The following is a 1,005-nucleotide window of genomic DNA, read 5'->3' on the forward strand; positions in this document are numbered from 1 at the left end:
CGCTCGCTCATATGACCCAATCCACTGTCAAGGGCCACAATGGCCCCGCCGACCGCTTGCAATCGGTCGGCGGGGCCTGCCGTTAAACCCGTCCCGGTCCGCCCCCGGCATGTCATCGACGCCTTCGGCTCAGTCTCATATCCGCGGATACCGCTCCGGCGGCCCGCAATCCTCTCCTTCGGCGGGGTTCCCCTAGTCTGTCTTCGCGCATGCGGCGGCCGCCGCGCGCACGGCGAGAACGGGGGTGTCCCCGAAGGCTGCCCGGCTCGCCGGGACGGGGGCTTATGTCTATTCCGCGCCCTCCCGGCACATCGTGCCGAGGGCCCACAGCCACCTCACGAGCTCGGCCGCGGTGGCCGCGTTCGCCTTCGCCTGCGGCATCCCGCGGGCGATCATCTCCTCGCGGCGGCGCAGGAGCCTCTCGGACCCCTTCCTCCCGTGCATCCTTATCTCGAGGGGCACGCCGGAGCCCTTGGGCATCAGCTTCGGCTGGTGGCCGGCCTGGGCATAGCACCAGGACCCCTCGACAGCCAGCTTCCTGACGAGCGCGTTGCCGGCCCCGCTGATTCCGCCGAGGCGCACGGAGTCCGCGCTCGACCTCTGCTTCGGGGCGAGGCCGAAGTAGGCCGTCACCTGCCTGCCGGAGCGGAACCTCGAGAAGTCGCCGACCTCGGACGCGAAGGCGGCGGCGAGCGCGAACCCGCACCCCTTGATCGACTGGAGCGCCTCGACCTCGGCCGAGAGGGGGCCCGCCGCGACGGCGGCCCTGTATTCGGCGAGGAGGGCCTCCCTCGTCTCGTCGGCCGCCTCGACCTCGTTCCTCAGCGCCGCAAGCGCCCGGATGCCTCCGTCGTCGGCGGGGTGTATGCCGTCGAGCCACCTGAGGAAGCCGTACGTCCAGTACTTCCGGGGGTTGCCGGCCGGCGTCGTGCCGCCGTAGACATAGCCGCGGCGGGCTAGGAACGCCAGGAGCCGCTGCTTCGCCGCCGCGAGCCTCGCGGTCGC

The 1,005-nt window shown here is 71.6% G+C and carries 1 protein-coding gene; it reads right to left on the reverse strand.

The annotated features are described in order from the left end of the window. Window positions 1-288 precede the first annotated feature (288 nt). Window positions 289-1,005, reverse strand: a 717-nt coding sequence (locus DW661_RS09980; protein ID WP_158568445.1) for a transposase, incomplete at its 5' end; no start/stop codon positions are given.

Source organism: Collinsella sp. AM24-1 (genome assembly GCF_003470325.1).
In the GTDB taxonomy this organism is placed as follows: domain Bacteria; phylum Actinomycetota; class Coriobacteriia; order Coriobacteriales; family Coriobacteriaceae; genus Collinsella.